This window comes from Vulcanococcus limneticus LL (genome assembly GCF_002252705.1).
GTDB classification, from domain to species: Bacteria; Cyanobacteriota; Cyanobacteriia; order PCC-6307; family Cyanobiaceae; genus Vulcanococcus; species Vulcanococcus limneticus.
Genome location: NZ_NQLA01000007.1, coordinates 49,191 through 64,012 on the forward strand (window position 1 = coordinate 49,191; position 14,822 = coordinate 64,012).

Genomic DNA, 14,822 nt, shown 5'->3' on the forward strand with positions numbered 1-14,822 from the left:
CGTCTGCGGCCTCGCAGCTGCGGGGGGGCGCTCCGCCGCCGGCTTCAAGCCAGCAGGCCCTCCAGCGCCCGCTGCAGGGCCTGGCCATCGAGACTGAGGCCAAGGACAGCGAGCTCCAGGCCAGGGGCCTGGCGCTCGCTGGCGGCGGCGCTGCTGCGGGGATCGAACCAGCACTCCAGCCGCGGTCCCACGGCCTGGATCTGCAACGGCTGAACCTTGCCCGGCAGCCAGGCCCGTCCCTTCAGCCGCAGGATCGACTGCCCGATGATCTGCTGGCGCAGCTGCGCCTCCAACCGACTGCGCTCGAAGACCCCATCGAGCCGCACCGCCGCCGACTGCATCGCCACATGGGTGTGGTCGTGGTGGTCGTGATCGGCGTGATCGTGGTGGTGATGGCCGTCGTGATGGTCGTCGTGATGGTGGCCGTCGTGGTGATCGTCGTGGCCGTCGTGATCGTGGGCGTGGGGTTCAGCGGCACCGCGATCCAGGCCCAGCAGCAGGGCAGCGGGCACCTGGCCCCGCTCCATCGGCAGCACCGACACCCCCGGACGCAGCCGCTTCTCCAGCTCAGAGCGCAGCTCGGCCAGCCGCGGGGCGGCCACCTGGTCGGCCCTGCTCACCAGCACCAGATCAGCGGCCTGGAGCTGGTCGTCAAACAGATCCTCAATGGCGCTGAGGTGGTCAAGGCTGGGGTCAGCCTGCCGCTGGGCCTCCAGGGCCGAGGCATCACCCACCACGCTGCCAGCGGCCAGGGCCTCACCGTCCACCACCGTCACCACGCCGCTGACGCGGGTTCGGGTGCGGATCTCGGGCCACTGAAAGGCCTGAACCAGCGGGGCCGGCAGAGCCAGGCCGCTGGTCTCCACCACGATCCCGTCCAGCTGGTCGGCCCGCTGCAGCAGGGTCTGCATGGTGGGGAGGAACTCGTCCTGCACGGTGCAGCAGAGGCAGCCGTTGGCCAGCTCCACCACGCGGCCATCGAGCTCCTCCTCGGGGCAGAAGCCGCAGCTGCGGATCAGATCGCCATCGATGCCCACCTCGCCGAACTCGTTCACGAGCACGGCCAGACGCAGGCCGCTGGTGAGCAGCAGATGGCGCAGCAGAGTGGACTTGCCAGCGCCGAGGAAGCCCGTCACCACGGTGACCGGCAGGCGCGTCAGGGTTGGGGTGCTCACGTCAGGGCACCAGGGCGGTCCAGGAGAAGCTGGCGCCCACGCCGATCAGCACGCCGGCCGCCAGCCGCAGGTTGGCCGCACTGAGGCCGGCGGCCCAGCGCCGCACCAGGGTGAGCGAGCCGACCAGCAGCAGCCCCTGGCTGATCAACAGGCCCAGCAGATAGAAGCCGACCGATGTTGGCTCCCAGCCCAGCACCGCCTCGCTGAGCACATAGCCATGCAGCGCAAAGGCAGGCAGCAGCAAGGCGGCGGGCAGGCGACCCAGCTGCACCAGGCCCACCACCACGAGGGACAGGGCCACCAGCAGTTCGGCCCCGGGGAGTCCGGGCAGGACCAGGCCCAGCAGGGAGGCGGACAGACCCGTGGCGAGCAGGCCCAGCACCCAGCGGGTGGGGCGCTGCAGGCCGACCAGGCCCAGGGCCAGCAGGAACAGCAGATGATCGGGGCCGAGCAGCGGGTGCCCCAAACCGCTGAGCAGGCCGCTCAGGGGCGAAGGCGTGAGGTGGAAGAAACCCATCAGGTGATGGGCCGAGGCCGGCGCAGCAGCCAGCAGGGACAAGGCCGCGACTCCGAGGGAGAATGCCGCGCTGAGGCGAAGATTGGTCATCCGGAAAGCTGGTCCGCGCCAGGGATGGGGTGGGCTCCGGTGGGCGTTCTGACTTGGGACGCGGCCCCTGGGGGTGCGGCCCTTCACAGCTGCGGGACAGCGCCGGACTCGGCCCTTGGCAGATGCCAGAACCCCACCGGACTTTCCCCGTTACCTCCGCTGGCTGATCCCCAGCGGAACCGGAAGCCACAATCTAGGCGTGTCCCAGAGGCCCATTGGCAGGGCGCCGCCCCTCAGCGGCAGGCGAGAGAGTCGCGGGTGTCGGCACCGGTGCGGGGATTGGTGCCGCTGGCCCTGGCGCAGAGAGCCTTCTGCTGGGGCAGGTCGAGCACCGCATCGCTGAAATCGGCGCCCTCGATCTGGGCGTCCGTGAACTTGCTCTGCATCAACATGGCGTTACGCAGCACGGCCCCGGAGAGGTCGGCGCCGTCAAACCGACTGGCGAAGGCCACCACGTCGCCCAGGTCGGCGCCGCTCAGGTTGGCCTGCTGCAGGTTGGCGGTGTTGAACACGGCGCCGCGGAGGTCCGTGTCGCTCAGGTCGAAGCCCTGCAGGTTGGCCTTGAGGAACTCCTGCTTTTGCAGGTTGCGGCCGTGCATGTCGCTCTGGAGGTCCTGCAGGCTGCGCAGGCCGCGCAGTTCGGGGGCCGTGATCGCGGCAGCCGGCGCGACCGGGCCCAGCGCGGCGCCAAGCATGAGGGCCAGCGGCAGCAGCAGGGCGAACAGGCGGCGGACCAGGCGCGGGCGGACCAGACCCTGACCGGCCAGGAGCTGGGGAATCCGCGAACCGGCGAAGGGGGGCAGCACCGCAGAACTAGCTTGGTCGGCTCAAGCTATGGCAGCGATCCACCGCAGCGCGACCCGATGAGCATGTCCCTGAGGGTGGTTGTCCCCCCCCATCCCCTGATCGGCCACTGGCTCACCGTGCTGCGGGATCAGCAGACCCCACCGGCCCTGTTCGCCACCGCCATGGCCGAACTGGGCCGCTGGCTCACCTATGAGGCTGTGCGCGACTGGATCCCCCATCAGCGTGTGCCCGTGCAGACCCCCCTGGCCCTGACCGAGGGCACGGTGGTGGACGCCTCCGTGCCGATCCTGGCGGTGCCGATCCTGCGGGCCGGCCTGGGGCTGTGGGAGGGCGGCCGCATGGTGCTGCCCGCGGCCCAGGTGGCCCACATCGGCCTGGTGCGCGACGAGGCCACCGGCCAGGCCCACTGCTATCTGGACAAGCTGCCCGCCGTGATCCCGGCCAACGCGGGGGTGCTGGTGTTCGATCCGATGGTGGCCACCGGCGGCACCCTGCTGCAGGTGCTGGAGCGGCTGGAGGCCAGGGGGGTGAGCGGCCAGCGGCTGCGGGTGGTCAGCGCCCTGGCCGCCAGCCCGGGCCTGAAGGTCCTGGGGGAGCGCTTCGCGGACCTGACCCTCTACACCGCCTGCATCGACGCCGAGCTGGACACCGCCTTCCGGATCGTGCCCGGTCTGGGCGATGCGGGCGATCGGCTCTACGGCACCGAGCCCAACAGCTGAGGGCGAGTCCTGGCCCGCCGGGGCCGTGATCCCTAGGCTGAAGGTCAGTCCAGCCCAGTCCCGGCAGCGATGGCCAACCGCGAGAGCAGCTCCAGCCTCCTGCTGAGCACCCTGGCCGGGGCCGTGCTCGGCGCCGCCGGACTGGCCTGGTGGCTGCTGTCGGAAACGGAGAAGCGGCAGCAGCGCCAGCGGCGGGAGCGCAGCCTGCAGCTCTCGCGCCTCTCCAGCGGCGACGGCGACGAGGTCGACACCAGTCGGCGGCCGGTGCTGGATTCGGAACTGCAGGACAAGGTGCAGCAGCTCAACCGGGCCATCGACGACGTGCGCCGCCAACTGGAGGGCCTGGGTAGCGGCAGTTGAGGGCGCCCAGGCCCGGGAGCGCCGCTCGGTAGGTTTCCCAGCAGACACCGCCGCCGGCCATGCTCCGCTCCGCCGCCATCACCCAGGGGATTCAGCGCTCCCCCAACCGCGCCATGCTGCGGGCCGTGGGCTTCGGCGACGGCGATTTCAGCAAGCCGATCATCGGCATCGCCAACGGCTACAGCACGATCACGCCCTGCAACCTGGGCCTCAACGACCTCGCCCGACGCGCCGAGGAGGCGGCCCATGCCGTCGGCGCCATGCCGCAGATGTTCGGCACCATCACCGTGAGTGATGGCATCTCGATGGGAACCGAGGGGATGAAGTACTCCCTGGTGAGCCGTGAGGTGATCGCCGACTCGATCGAAACCGCCTGCAACGGCCAGAGCATGGATGCGCTGCTGGCAATTGGCGGCTGCGACAAGAACATGCCAGGTGCCATGCTGGCGATGGCGCGCATGAACATCCCCGCCATCTTTGTGTATGGCGGCACGATCAAACCGGGCAAGCTCGGTGCCTGCGACCTCACCGTGGTGAGCGCTTTTGAAGCGGTGGGCCAGTACAGCGGCGGCAAGATCGATGAGCAGCAACTCACCGCCATCGAGAAGAATGCCTGCCCCGGCGCCGGCAGCTGTGGCGGCATGTTCACAGCCAACACGATGAGCGCCGCCTTTGAGGCGATGGGGCTGAGCCTGCCCAACAGCTCCACGATGGCGGCCGAAGATCCGGAGAAGGCGGACAGCGCGGCCCGCAGTGCCGAAGTGCTGACCGAGGCGATTAAAGCCAACATCTGCCCGCGCGATCTGATGACACGCGAGGCTTTCGAAAACGCGATCAGCGTGATCATGGCGGTGGGGGGCTCCACCAACTCGGTGCTGCACCTGCTGGCCGTGGCCCGCACCGCCGGGGTGGATCTCTCCATCGACGACTTCGAGACGATCCGCCAGCGGGTGCCGGTGATCTGCGACCTCAAGCCCAGCGGCCGCTACGTGACCGTAGATCTGCACCAGGCCGGCGGCATCCCCCAGGTGATGAAGCTGCTGCTCGATGCCGGCCTACTGCACGGCGACTGCAAGACGATCGAGGGCAAGACCCTGCGGGAGGTGTTGGCCGAGGTGCCCGCCGAGCCACCGGCCGGCCAGGACGTGATCCGCCCGCTCTCCAATCCGCTCTACGCCAAGGGCCACCTGGCGATCCTCAAGGGCAACCTGGCCGAGGAGGGCGCCGTGGCCAAGATCAGCGGCGTCAAGAACCCGGTGATCACCGGCCCCGCCCGCGTGTTCGAGAGCGAGGAGACCTGCCTGGCCGCCATCCTCGACAAGCAGATCAACCCCGGTGATGTGGTGGTGGTGCGTCAGGAGGGGCCGGTCGGTGGTCCGGGCATGCGCGAGATGCTCAGCCCCACCGCCGCGATCGTGGGCCAGGGCCTGCTGGACTCGGTGGCCCTGATCACCGACGGCCGCTTCTCCGGCGGCTCCTTCGGCCTGGTCGTGGGCCATGTGGCCCCCGAGGCCGCCGTGGGCGGCACGATCGGCCTGGTCCAGGAGGGCGACAGCATCACCGTGGATGCCAGCCAGCTGCTGATCCAGCTCAACGTGGACGAGACCGAGCTGGCACGCCGCCGTGCCGCCTGGACGAAGCCAGAGCCTCGCTACACGACGGGCGTGCTGGGCAAGTACGCCCGTCTGGTGAGCAGCAGCAGCCTGGGGGCGGTAACCGATCAGGGCTGAACGCTTCCAGCACCGGTGGAGGGCGACAGCCCCAGCCGACCCCGGTGCTGGATCCCATCGTCAAGCAAGCGGGGGCGTGAGGGCCAGAGAGAGAATGGCCGGGGTGCCCACAGGGAGGGAGGGTCCGAGAGTGGGGAGCGCTGACCCTGCTCATCCCGGGCCTTCCGTTCCACAGCCATCACTTGATTGAGGCCATTGTCTCGATTCGGATCATCAGGTGACATCTCGAGGAAAGAGCGGCGAGCAAGGGTAGCCTTTGACCAGAACTCATCCATGTGGCGCAGTCTTTTCTCATCCAGAGCCCAGTCGATCAATACCTGTCCCGCTTCAAACTTAAGATCATCACTTTCCCCACTCACGGCTGCGAGAGCATCGGCATAGTGCCTCCTCATTTCGTTGACCTTCCTGAAGGGGGGAAGACCTTGAACGTAGGCCAGCCTTACAAGCGCTCGGCTCCTTTCGATGGGGTTTCGAGCGGTTTGCAGTGCCTGGGAAAAGTACTGTACTGCCCTCTTATTCTCTTGGCTATCTTTAGCAAATTCATCGCCAAGAATGATGTGCTCTGCATGGAGAACTCTGTCTCCCAGCTCACGCGCTAGCGTATCTGCGGAGGATCGATAGAGCCCTTGGTTAAGCTCGATAAATCCCACGGCTTCGCCTATCCGCCTTCTCTTAGATTTTTCCTCGCTCAGCAAAACGAGCTTATCAAGGACTCCTCGAAACTCCTCTCGCTTCTCCCGGAGCTCCTTTTGATCGCCCTGATTGGTTGAGATGATAAACGAGATCAACGAAACCACCACAGCAAGGAAACTCCACAGATTTGATGGTTCTAGATACCAGGGTCTGCGGGGCTCCGTGACGATGACTTGCAGCTGATCAACCTGATCCCGCACCAACTTCAGATCAGCCTGCGACACGAAATCCAGCTTGTCATCTGGGGCCATCATTGATTACGACGACGACACCATGAGGATGGCACAAATTCCCACCCAGCTCTACATGTGGGAGATCCATTCGAGCGCGGCCATCCCCTGATGCCTGTCAGACCTGGATTGTCCAGACCAAAGGCATCCCATGATCAACTGGAGATCAGCCGTCCGTGATCAGGGCGCGCAGCCGCCGGGCCAGGGCCTCCAGGGGCACGCCCCAATCCGGTCGCTCGCAGCGCTGGCCGCTGTCAGCGGCCATCCAGAGCGGGTGGCCGCCCTGCCAGAGCACAGGGGCAGCGGCATCATTGCAGCGCGACACCATCAGGTGAACCGAGCTGCCGCTACGAAAGACCTCCAGCTCCAGATCACAGTCGGGATGGCGGCACCCCTGCTGATCGCGGGCCTCCAGCAGCAGGATCAGATCGCCGGAGTCCGGGGAGAATGGATCCGCGGCGATCACGGCGGCGTGCCGCCAGGGCTTGAGACACAGGTCGGCGACGGCCGCCACCTGAGACAGGAAGGGAGCCAGATCGTCGGGCAAGGCGGGCAGCATGGGGCGGGACGGAGGTGAGGCCTGGGGCTCAGGGCACGGCGCGGATCGCCCGGATGCCGAGGCGCAGGGGCCCCGGCCGGAAGCCCGGATTCAGCCCACCGGCATCGCCGAACTTGGAGTGCAACAGCTGCAGTCGGGTGATGCGGCTGGGATCGAAGCGCAGCGGTGCCCCCAGGGGCAGACCCTGCACCGGCTTGGCCCGCACGCTGGGGGTGAGCCGGTTGAAGGGAATGGTGATCACACTCACGCCCGAGGCGTTGGTGGCAAACTCGGCCACCCAGCGCAGGCCGCCGGGGATCAACTCGGTGAGGCCCGCCAGACCATCGGCGCAGGCGATCGCCAGCTTGTATCGGCGTCCATCCCCCTCCAGCTCGAGTTCCAGGGCTCCGTAGGCCGAGAGATCCAAGGGGGGCGCGAACTGGGGGGAGCGGCAGCTCACGAAGCCACCGCCCTGCTCGATCACCTCGGCCTCCATCAGCAGCCCCTCGGAACTGCTGCGGCAGCTGCCCTGGCTGCGTCCCCCCATGATCGTGTCGTTCAGGCTCTGCCAGCCGGCGAAGCCATCGCCCGCCACCACCACGAGCGGTGCAGGCGTGGCCGGAACAGCAGCAGGGCTGGCCGGGCTTGGCGTCGCAGGAACAGGGGGCGGCAGGTCCATCGGCGGGGCGGCTGGGACGGCTCCCGGGCTTCTCGGGAACTGGGGGTCAGCCTGGCGCAGGCAGCCTCCGCCTGGTGAGCTGCTCCTCGCTCAAGCGGGGGCCGTGAGCCCCGCGGCGGCGGCGGCATCGGCGAGCACCAGGACGGGGCTGCGGGGCTGCACCAGCCGGGCCGGCGTGCGCTCCGGTGATTCGGCCGGATCAAGCAGCCGCTCCAGGGCCTGGCGCTTGCCGGTGCCGCTCACCAGCACGATCACCTGGCGGGCGGCGCTGAGCACCGGCGCGGTGAGGGTAATGCGATCCAGCCCCTTGCCCTGGCCCACGGTCACGGCCCGATCCCTCACCGTCGTGGCCGTGCTGCCGGGAAACAGGGAAGCCGTGTGGCCGTCGTCCCCCAGGCCCAGCAGCATCAGATCGAACACGGGCGGATCGCCCGGACACAGGCGTCGCACCAGGGCCTCGAAGGCGTGGGCGGAGGCGGTGGGGCTGTCCAGATCGGTGGGCACGGGGTGGAAGCGGGCCTGGCGGGCGGGCTCCTGAGCCAGCAGGGTCTCGGCCAGCAGGCGGGCATTGCTGGCGGGATCGGAGGCCGACACCCAGCGCTCATCGCCCAGCAACACATCGACCCGATCCCAGGGCAGGTGCTCCTGGCCCAGCAGCCGGTAGGCGGCGGCGGGGGTGGTACCGCCCGAGAGGGCGATCTGGCAGCGGTCGCGCTCATCGAGGGCGAGATCGATCGCGGTGGCGATGCGCTGGGCGGCGCGGCGGGCCAGGTCGTCGGGGCCTGGGGCCACCTCGAGCTTGTAGCGCGCGGAGGAAGGGCTCATGGCGTCAGGCCGCAGCGACCCCCAGCATGGCGAGGACGCGTCAGTCCAGCCATTCCGTGTGGAAACTGCCGGGGCGGTCCACCCGCTCATAGGTGTGGGCCCCGAAGCAGTCGCGCATGGCCTGCACCAGGTTCTGGGGCAGGCGCGGGCTGCGGTAGCTGTCGATGTAGTCGAGGGTGCTGCTCAGGCAAGGCACGGGGATGCCAGCCAGGGCGGCGCCAGCCACCACCTGGCGCAGGCCGGGCAGGCGCCGGTTCACCTGCTCGGCGAACCAGGGGTCCACCAGCAGATTCGGCAGATCGGGATTGGTGGTGTAGGCGTTCTGGATGCGTTGCAGCAGCCGGGCCCGGATGATGCAGCCCCCCTTCCAGATCTGGCCGATGGCCGCCAGATCGAGTCGATAGTCATGCAGGACGGACGCCTCCTTGAGCAGTGCCATGCCCTGGGCATAGCTGGCGATGGCCGCCAGGACAGCCGCATCCTGCAGAGGCGCCATGGCGTCGGCGGGGCTGCCCAGCTCGATCGGATGGGCGGGGGGAGCGGGCAGCACGGGGGCGGCGGCGATGCGCTCGACCCGCTGTGAGCTGAGCACCCGGGCGTTGAGGGCGGCGTAGACGGTGGGTACCGGCACCCCCATTTCCAGGGCGCTCACCACCGTCCAGAGCCCCGTGCCCTTCTGGCCGGCGGCATCCACGATCAGCTCCACCAGATCAGCGCCGCCCTCGGGGTCCTTGGTGCGCAGACACACCTCGGTGATCTCCACCAGGAACGACGCCAACTCCTCGGTAGCGTTCCACTGGCCGAACACATCGGCGATGGCATCACCATCGAAGCCGGCGCTGCGCTTGAGCAGGTCGTAGGCCTCGGCCAGCACCTGCTCGATGCCGTACTCGATGCCGTTGTGCACCGTTTTCACGAAATGGCCGGCGCCGCCCGGGCCGATGTAGGTGACGCAAGGGCCATCGTCGACCTGGGCCGCCATCTTGCGGACCAGCGGCTCGATCGCCTCGTAGGCACTGCGGGTGCCGCCGGGCATCATGCTCGGCCCCTCCAGGGCCCCCTTGGCACCGCCCGACACGCCCATGCCGATGTAGCCGAAGCTCTTGCTCTCCAGCTCCGCCACCCGCCGTTCGGTGTCGGTGTAGAGGGAATTGCCGCCGTCGATCAGCAAGTCGCCCTCCTCCAGCAGGGGCGAGAGAGACGCGATCAGGTCGTCGATCGGCTGACCCGCCTTCACCATCATCAGGATGCGGCGCGGCCGCTCCAGCTTGGCGATGAAGTCCTCCAGGGAGGTGGAGCCGATGATCCGCTTCCCCGCCCCGCGACCGGCGAGGAATTCCTCGGTCTTGGCGGTGGTGCGGTTGTAGACGACGCAGGAGAACCCGTTGCGCTCAGCGTTGAGCACCAGGTTCTCCCCCATCACCCCCAGGCCGATCAGACCGAAGTGAGCCTTGTCCATCGAAGGCGACTGCCTGTGCTGACTGGCCTCAGTGTGGCGAGGGCGCAGCGGCGGCGCTGGAACTCAGGGGCCTCTGTGAGAGAGAGCGCACCGAGCGGGGGCTGGGGCTGGCTCAGATCACGCTGCCGTCGGCGATGGTGGCGTTCTTGACGACCACCACGATGCCGTTGCGGATGTAGAAGCCGAGCTCGGGCCGGTCCGCCTCCTCGACGTGATCCTTATTGACGATGGTGACGTTGCGGCCGATGCGCACGTTCTTGTCGAGGATGGCGCGCCGCACCGTGGTGCCCCGGCCCACGCCGATCGGGGTGCCACCCCGCTCCCGCAGCACGGCCCGATCCTCGCTCGACTCGAAGTAGTCCGCCCCCATCACCAGGGTGTCCTGCAGCACCACCTCATCCTCCACCCGGGTTCGCACCCCCAGCACGCAGTGGTGGATGCTGCAGGCCTTGAGCATCGAGCCCTCGCCCACGATCGACTGGGTCACCTGGGCATCGAGCAGCTTGCTCGGCGGCAGATAGCGGGGACGGGTATAGATCGGGAACTTCTCGTCGTAGAAGGAGAAGGCCGGATTGGGCTGGTCGGTGAGGGCCATGTTGGCCTCGTAGAAGGCGCCGATGGTGCCGATGTCCTCCCAGTAGTCGTCGAAAAGGAAGCTCTGCAGATTGTCGCCCCGCTCCAGGGCGGTGGGGATCAGTTCCTTGCCGAAATCGGTTGAGTTGGGATTTTTGGTCAGCAGGTCAAACAGGGTGTCGCGGCTGAAGACGTAGATGCCCATGGAGGCCAGGTAGGGCCGCTTCAGGGCCTCTTCGGATGAGAGACCCAGGCGTGAGGTATCCACCCACATGGCCTTGAGCGCCTCGCCCGTTGGCTTCTCGCGGAATTCGTGGATGCGGCCGACGCTGTCGGTGTGCATCAGGCCGAAGCCCTCGGCCTGGGCGGCATCCACCGGCAGGGCGCCAATGCTCACATCCGCGCCCGTGTGGATGTGGTGATCCACGAACAGGCTGTAGTCCATCCGGTAGAGCTGGTCACCCGAGAGGATCAGGTAGTGATCCACATCCCACTCCTGGAACAGCCACTGGTATTTGCGCACCGCGTCGGCAGTTCCTTCAAACCAGGAGGGACTTTCGGGGGTCTGCTGGGCTGCCAGCACCTCCACAAAGCCCTGGCCAAAACCGGAAGAGAGGTTGTAGCTCTGGGTGAGGTGACGGTTCAACGAGGCACTGTTGAACTGCGTCAACACGTACATCTTGTTGATGCCGGAGTTGATGCAGTTACTGATGGGAATATCGATCAGTCGATACTTGCCAGCCAGCGGCACGGCGGGCTTGGCGCGGGTCTTGGTTAGGGGGTAGAGGCGGGTACCGGCGCCACCGCCGAGAATGATGGCCAGAACACGCTTCATCTCCGCTTCCCCAGGAATTGTAAGGCTCTAGAAACGCTAGACGATGGCCTTGCGGCACCGCTGCATGGCGCCGCACATTGGGTCAAAAAGACAGGCGTCCTAGCGCTCTGCCACTGCAGGTAGGTCCCATGCTCCCGCAGCCGATCGCCGGCTTCCGTCCAGGGGTGCCGCAGGGACTCAGGCCTCGGCCGAGCTGTCGTAGAGCTCGAACAGATCCTGGATCACCTTCATGGCCACATGGCGCTGCTGACGCGGCTGGGGCGCCCGCAGATTGGTGACGGGAGTATGCAGAATTTTGTTAATGATGCCCTTGCTGAGGGCCTCCACCACCTTGCGTTCCCGGGCCGAGAGATCGGGCCCCATGCGGCTGAGGGCCTTCTGCAGTTCCTGCTCGCGGATGTCCTCCAGTTGCAGCCGCAGTCGGTTGACGATCGGTACGGCCTCCAGGCCGTCCCACCACTCCAGAAACTGGCGACCCTCCTCCTGCAGCAGTCCCTCGGCCTCGGCGGCGATCTCGCGGCGGGCCTCCTGGTTGCGGGCCACCACCTCCTGCAGGTCGTCCACGTCATAGGACTCGACCCCGCCCAATCCGGCCACATCGGCGGCGATGTTGCGGGGTACGCCGATGTCGATGAGCATCAGCGAGGAGCGGCGATTGAGCCGGCCCAGGCGCTCGGCATCGATGATCGGATCATCGGCCGCCGTGCTGGTGAACACCAGCGAGCAGGTGCTCAGGCAGTGGTTCAGGTCGCTGAGGGGGCGGCACTGGACGGGCAGTCCGGGGAAGTCGGCCGCCATCTGCTCAGCCCGCTCCACGGTGCGGTTGAGCAGCACCACGCCCTTGGCCCCCTTGGCCTGCAGGTGCTGCAGCAGCAGGCGGGCCATGCGGCCGGCACCCACCACGGCGATCTGCTCCTGATCGAGGGGCACCAGATCGTCGACGCCGCGGGCTTGGCCCACCTTCAGCTGGGCCAGCTCCACGGCCGCCGAACTGATCGACACAGCGCCGGTGCCGAGGTTGGTCTCGGTGCGCACCCGCTTGCCGGTGCTCACGGCCTGGTTGAGCAGGCGATTGAGGATCGGCCCGATCGAGCGGTGCTCCTGGCCGAGCCGGTACATCTTCTTGACCTGGGAGAGGATCTGGCCCTCCCCCAGCACCAGTGAATCGAGGCCGGCGGCCACCCGCATCAGGTGACCCACGGCCTCCTCGTGGTGATAGGTGAACAGGTGCGGCGTGAGATCGCCGAGCTCAAGCCCCGACACCTCACTCAGGAATGTTCCCACCGCCGTCACGCCCTGCTCCGGATGGCGCAGCAGGGTGTAGATCTCCAGCCGGTTGCAGGTGCTGAGGATGGAGGCCTCCAGCACCTGCTCGTCGGCGCGCAGCCGCTGGAGGGAATCCTCCATGGTCTGCTCGGCGATGCTGAGCCGCTCGCGGATCTCCACCGGAGCCGTGTGGTGACTCAGGCCGACGACGGCAATGTGCATGGAGGCTGACCTCGTGCGCTGGGTGGGAGTGGATTCAGCGCAGAGCGATGCTCTTGGCCCCGTCCTTGATGTGGATGGTGTTGGTGAAGCGGGCCGTGTTGTCGAGGGTGCTGATCACCAGGGAGCTGGTTCGGACGCAGTCGGTCTCGAACTTGACGCCGTCGAACAGCAGGCCGTCGGTGATGCCGCTGCCAGCGAACACCACGTTCTCGCCGGAGGCCAGCTCCTCGGCCTCGTACACCTTGTCGACATCGGTGATGCCCATCTCATTGAGGCGAGCGATGTTGCCTTCCTTGGTGTAGTCAGCCCACTCGGAGGTCTGGGCGACGGCGGGGTCATACACCAGCTGGCCCTGGAAGTGGCCGCCCAGGGCCCGAAGGGCGGCGGCCGAGATCACGCCCTCAGGGGCGGCGCCGATGCCGAAGAGGGCGTGGGTGCCGGTGCCGGCAAAGCCGCAGGCGATGGCGGCCTGCACGTCGCCGTCGGAGATGGGTTGAACGCGGGCGCCGGTGGAGCGGATCTCCGCGATCAGGTCCTTGTGGCGGGCGCGGTCCATCACCACGATCACCAGCTCGCTAGCGGCCAGACCCAGCACGTCGCTGAGGATCTTGATGTTCTCGGTGGCGCTGTTGCGGATGTCCACCTTGCCCTTGGCGGCCGGGGGAGCGGCCAGCTTCTTCATGTAGAAGTCGGGGGCGTTGAACAGGCCACCGCGGTCGGAGGCTGCAAGCACCGCCATCGAGCCGCGCTGGTTGTTGGCGCAGAGGTTGGTGCCCTCGCAGGGGTCCACGGCGAAGTCGACACCGGGGCCGGTGCCGCTGCCCACTTCCTCGCCGATGTAGAGCATCGGCGCCTCGTCGCGCTCGCCCTCGCCGATCACGATGCGGCCCTGCATCTGGATCTGGCCCATGCGCTTGCGCATGGCCTCCACAGCGGCGGCATCGGCTTCGTCCTTCTTACCCAGGCCGGTGAGTTCGGCGGAGGCGATGGCGGCCTGTTCGACGACCTCGAGAATTTCCTGAATCAGCGTGCGATCCACAGCGGTCCGGCGTAGGGAGGGGGCTTGAGCGGGGGAGAGGGGGCTTCGACGGACGCATCAGGGCCGGCGCAGCCAAGGCGGCAACGGCGAGGCGATGGGGTCGGAGGGAATGGTGCGGGCAACGGGCGGAACGGACGGCACAGTCGCCTGTGGGGGCCGGCTGGGAAGTGCTCCCTGGTGCCGGGCCCGGCGATTCGGGCCGGTGTTCAGCAGTTGCAGGGCCTCTCGGGCTTTGAGCGCCGTCCACTGTATCAGCGACGGCCGTCAGGCCCCGCCGGGGCCGGGCGAAGGCCGATTCCTACAATCCCAATCTCCCCGCGCCCCGGTGGCCCCTCCATGAGCACAAAGCCCCTGGTGATCTCCCCGTCGATCCTCTCCGCCGACTTTTCCCGCCTCGGCGAGGACGTGCGCGCCGTCGATCAGGCGGGCGCCGACTGGATCCACGTGGATGTGATGGACGGCCGATTCGTGCCCAACATCACCATCGGCCCGCTGATCGTCGAGGCCCTGCGCCCGGTGACCTCCAAGCCGCTGGACGTGCACCTGATGATCGTCGAGCCTGAGAAGTATGTGCCCGACTTCGCCAAGGCCGGCGCCGACATCATCTCCGTCCAGGTGGAGGCCTGCCCGCACCTGCACCGCAACCTGGCCCAGATCAAGGACCTGGGCAAGCTGTCCGGTGCGGTGCTGAACCCCAGCACCCCGATCGACACCCTGGAGTACTGCCTGGAGCTGTGCGACCTGGTCTTGGTGATGAGCGTGAACCCCGGCTTCGGTGGCCAGAGCTTCATCGAGAGCCAGGTTCAGAAGATCCGCGACCTGCGCCGGATGTGCGACGAGAAGGGCCTGGATCCCTGGATCGAGGTGGACGGCGGCATCAAGGCCGAGAACGCCTGGAAGGTGATCGAAGCCGGCGCCAACGCGATCGTGAGCGGCTCGGGCGTGTTCAACCAGCCCAGCTACGCCGATGCCATCACCGGCATCCGCAACAGCAAGCGCCCGGTGGCCGTGGCGGCCTGAGCCCTGGGCACTGGTTGCGCGAAGAGGGGGGCCTCGTGCCCCTTT

15 protein-coding genes and 1 riboswitch are annotated in these 14,822 nt (G+C 67.7%); of the genes, 4 read left to right on the forward strand and 11 right to left on the reverse strand.

Going from position 1 to position 14,822, the window contains the following annotated elements; all coding sequences use genetic code 11:
- Positions 1-44: 44 nt before the first annotated feature.
- The 3 genes from CJZ98_RS05465 to CJZ98_RS05475 all read right to left on the reverse strand — a co-directional run bounded on the left by CJZ98_RS05465 (position 45) and on the right by CJZ98_RS05475 (position 2,477).
- A complete protein-coding gene (locus CJZ98_RS05465) occupies positions 45-1,175 on the reverse strand; it encodes a GTP-binding protein (protein WP_232756237.1) in 1,131 nt (376 codons plus the stop codon).
- A 1-nt stretch (position 1,176) separates the two neighbouring features.
- Positions 1,177-1,734: a HupE/UreJ family protein gene (locus tag CJZ98_RS05470; RefSeq protein WP_232756238.1), complete on the reverse strand. Its 558-nt coding sequence runs from the start codon at positions 1,732-1,734 to the stop codon at positions 1,177-1,179.
- A 69-nt stretch (positions 1,735-1,803) separates the two neighbouring features.
- Positions 1,804-1,981: riboswitch (cobalamin riboswitch) on the reverse strand.
- A gap of 34 nt (positions 1,982-2,015) precedes the next feature.
- Positions 2,016-2,477: a pentapeptide repeat-containing protein gene (locus tag CJZ98_RS05475; RefSeq protein ID WP_094589275.1), complete on the reverse strand. Its 462-nt coding sequence runs from the start codon at positions 2,475-2,477 to the stop codon at positions 2,016-2,018.
- Positions 2,478-2,645: 168 nt separating this feature from the next.
- On the opposite strand from CJZ98_RS05475, the gene upp reads away from it, so the two are divergent.
- From upp to ilvD, 3 genes are all read left to right on the forward strand, one after another.
- Positions 2,646-3,308 (forward strand): uracil phosphoribosyltransferase, encoded by a 663-nt coding sequence (gene upp / locus CJZ98_RS05480; protein ID WP_094589161.1) that lies wholly within the window; start codon positions 2,646-2,648, stop codon positions 3,306-3,308.
- A gap of 69 nt (positions 3,309-3,377) precedes the next feature.
- Positions 3,378-3,668, forward strand: coding sequence for a hypothetical protein (locus CJZ98_RS05485; protein WP_094589163.1), 291 nt, complete (start codon positions 3,378-3,380; stop codon positions 3,666-3,668).
- Positions 3,669-3,727: 59 nt separating this feature from the next.
- Entirely contained in the window at positions 3,728-5,398 is a 1,671-nt protein-coding gene (ilvD, locus tag CJZ98_RS05490; protein ID WP_094589165.1) for a dihydroxy-acid dehydratase, read from the forward strand.
- Here ilvD and CJZ98_RS18185 read toward each other — a convergent pair.
- From CJZ98_RS18185 to glpX, 8 genes are all read right to left on the reverse strand, one after another.
- Entirely contained in the window at positions 5,389-6,342 is a 954-nt protein-coding gene (locus tag CJZ98_RS18185; protein ID WP_157910885.1) for a hypothetical protein, read from the reverse strand. The two genes, ilvD and CJZ98_RS18185, sit on opposite strands and share 10 nt — an antisense overlap.
- Positions 6,343-6,487: 145 nt before the next feature.
- Positions 6,488-6,880: a hypothetical protein gene (locus CJZ98_RS05500; protein ID WP_094589169.1), complete on the reverse strand. Its 393-nt coding sequence runs from the start codon at positions 6,878-6,880 to the stop codon at positions 6,488-6,490.
- A gap of 28 nt (positions 6,881-6,908) precedes the next feature.
- On the reverse strand, positions 6,909-7,538 hold the full coding sequence (locus tag CJZ98_RS05505) for a CIA30 family protein (RefSeq protein WP_094589171.1): 630 nt from the start codon (positions 7,536-7,538) through the stop codon (positions 6,909-6,911).
- Positions 7,539-7,628: 90 nt separating this feature from the next.
- The gene (pgl, locus tag CJZ98_RS05510; RefSeq protein WP_094589173.1) at positions 7,629-8,363 is read right to left on the reverse strand and encodes a 6-phosphogluconolactonase; all 735 of its coding nucleotides are present in this window, start codon (positions 8,361-8,363) and stop codon (positions 7,629-7,631) included.
- A gap of 40 nt (positions 8,364-8,403) precedes the next feature.
- Positions 8,404-9,822 carry an NADP-dependent phosphogluconate dehydrogenase gene (gene gndA, locus CJZ98_RS05515; protein ID WP_094589175.1) on the reverse strand — a complete coding sequence of 473 codons (1,419 nt, stop codon included), beginning with the start codon at positions 9,820-9,822 and terminating at the stop codon, positions 8,404-8,406.
- A 112-nt stretch (positions 9,823-9,934) separates the two neighbouring features.
- Positions 9,935-11,230 carry a glucose-1-phosphate adenylyltransferase gene (locus tag CJZ98_RS05520; protein ID WP_094589177.1) on the reverse strand — a complete coding sequence of 432 codons (1,296 nt, stop codon included), beginning with the start codon at positions 11,228-11,230 and terminating at the stop codon, positions 9,935-9,937.
- A gap of 177 nt (positions 11,231-11,407) precedes the next feature.
- Complete coding sequence (locus CJZ98_RS05525) at positions 11,408-12,718, reverse strand: glutamyl-tRNA reductase (protein WP_094589179.1); 1,311 nt, start codon at positions 12,716-12,718, stop codon at positions 11,408-11,410.
- Positions 12,719-12,752: 34 nt separating this feature from the next.
- The gene (gene glpX, locus CJZ98_RS05530; RefSeq protein WP_094589181.1) at positions 12,753-13,757 is read right to left on the reverse strand and encodes a class II fructose-bisphosphatase; all 1,005 of its coding nucleotides are present in this window, start codon (positions 13,755-13,757) and stop codon (positions 12,753-12,755) included.
- 336 nt (positions 13,758-14,093) lie between these two features.
- Between glpX and rpe the strand changes: the two genes are divergently transcribed.
- Positions 14,094-14,777, forward strand: coding sequence for a ribulose-phosphate 3-epimerase (gene rpe, locus CJZ98_RS05535; RefSeq protein ID WP_094589183.1), 684 nt, complete (start codon positions 14,094-14,096; stop codon positions 14,775-14,777).
- Positions 14,778-14,822: the final 45 nt, after the last annotated feature.

What these genes read in the sequence shown, in the direction of transcription:
- CJZ98_RS05525 (WP_094589179.1), bottom strand. Translation starts at nt 12,718, where the DNA reads ATGCACATTGCCGTCGTCGGCCTGAGTCACCACACGGCTCCGGTGGAG.
- CJZ98_RS05500 (WP_094589169.1), bottom strand. Translation starts at nt 6,880, where the DNA reads ATGCTGCCCGCCTTGCCCGACGATCTGGCTCCCTTCCTGTCTCAGGTG.
- upp (WP_094589161.1), top strand. Translation starts at nt 2,646, where the DNA reads ATGAGCATGTCCCTGAGGGTGGTTGTCCCCCCCCATCCCCTGATCGGC.
- ilvD (WP_094589165.1), top strand. Translation starts at nt 3,728, where the DNA reads ATGCTCCGCTCCGCCGCCATCACCCAGGGGATTCAGCGCTCCCCCAAC.
- rpe (WP_094589183.1), top strand. Translation starts at nt 14,094, where the DNA reads ATGAGCACAAAGCCCCTGGTGATCTCCCCGTCGATCCTCTCCGCCGAC.
- CJZ98_RS05485 (WP_094589163.1), top strand. Translation starts at nt 3,378, where the DNA reads ATGGCCAACCGCGAGAGCAGCTCCAGCCTCCTGCTGAGCACCCTGGCC.
- pgl (WP_094589173.1), bottom strand. Translation starts at nt 8,363, where the DNA reads ATGAGCCCTTCCTCCGCGCGCTACAAGCTCGAGGTGGCCCCAGGCCCC.
- CJZ98_RS05520 (WP_094589177.1), bottom strand. Translation starts at nt 11,230, where the DNA reads ATGAAGCGTGTTCTGGCCATCATTCTCGGCGGTGGCGCCGGTACCCGC.
- CJZ98_RS05505 (WP_094589171.1), bottom strand. Translation starts at nt 7,538, where the DNA reads ATGGACCTGCCGCCCCCTGTTCCTGCGACGCCAAGCCCGGCCAGCCCT.
- gndA (WP_094589175.1), bottom strand. Translation starts at nt 9,822, where the DNA reads ATGGACAAGGCTCACTTCGGTCTGATCGGCCTGGGGGTGATGGGGGAG.
- CJZ98_RS05475 (WP_094589275.1), bottom strand. Translation starts at nt 2,477, where the DNA reads ATGCTTGGCGCCGCGCTGGGCCCGGTCGCGCCGGCTGCCGCGATCACG.
- CJZ98_RS18185 (WP_157910885.1), bottom strand. Translation starts at nt 6,342, where the DNA reads ATGGCCCCAGATGACAAGCTGGATTTCGTGTCGCAGGCTGATCTGAAG.